The sequence below is a fragment of the Vibrio sp. 1249-1 genome (assembly GCF_033340495.1).
Genome location: NZ_JAWOWJ010000787.1, coordinates 1 through 607 on the forward strand (window position 1 = coordinate 1; position 607 = coordinate 607).

Consider the following 607-nt stretch of genomic DNA (forward strand, 5'->3'; position numbering starts at 1 on the left):
GAACGCAGCGGAGTCGGGATCGACTTTCACTTCATCATCTTCTGCGAAGCAAACCACCCTTCTCTTTCCGTCTGCGGTATTGATCACTTGCGCTGCCAACGGGTCATCCCCGCCGTCAAAGTAAGCCATTTCCGCTAACGGATCGGCCAAGCCATCAGAAAGCGAACCATCGCCCCAGCGACCAACCTTCAACCACAATGGCTTCGGAATTGGTGACTGAGGAACGGTTTCACACTGCGGCTCGTCTTCCAGCAAGTCCAGATCACCCATCGACCAAACCCTGTGGTAAATCTCCAGGGCATGGAAAGGCTTATCATTGAAATGATGGAAGGCCCACATGAAGTCGATATGGACTAAAGCCTCTTCCGATATGATCCGGAATTGTGGCTCTGCCATTCGACGGTTCCAGTCGTTATCCTCTGCTTGACCAGTAGCCAGCTTGTATGCCAGCTCATCAGCTCTCTTTTGCTCCATGTAGTCCATGCTGCAACAGACATGAAGCAATCGTTCTAGGAAAACAGGACTGTAAACGTCCGGCTGTATTTTGATGTATCCGCCCTCGTAAATCGTTCGACCTACGGGATGGCGGTCTTCCCATGCGTACCGG

At 52.1% G+C, this 607-nt stretch carries 1 pseudogene; it reads right to left on the reverse strand.

From position 1 onward, the window contains the following. Positions 1-270 (reverse strand): annotated as a pseudogene (locus tag R7Z50_RS28920) (phosphoadenosine phosphosulfate reductase); the annotation flags it as partial. Positions 271-607: the final 337 nt, after the last annotated feature.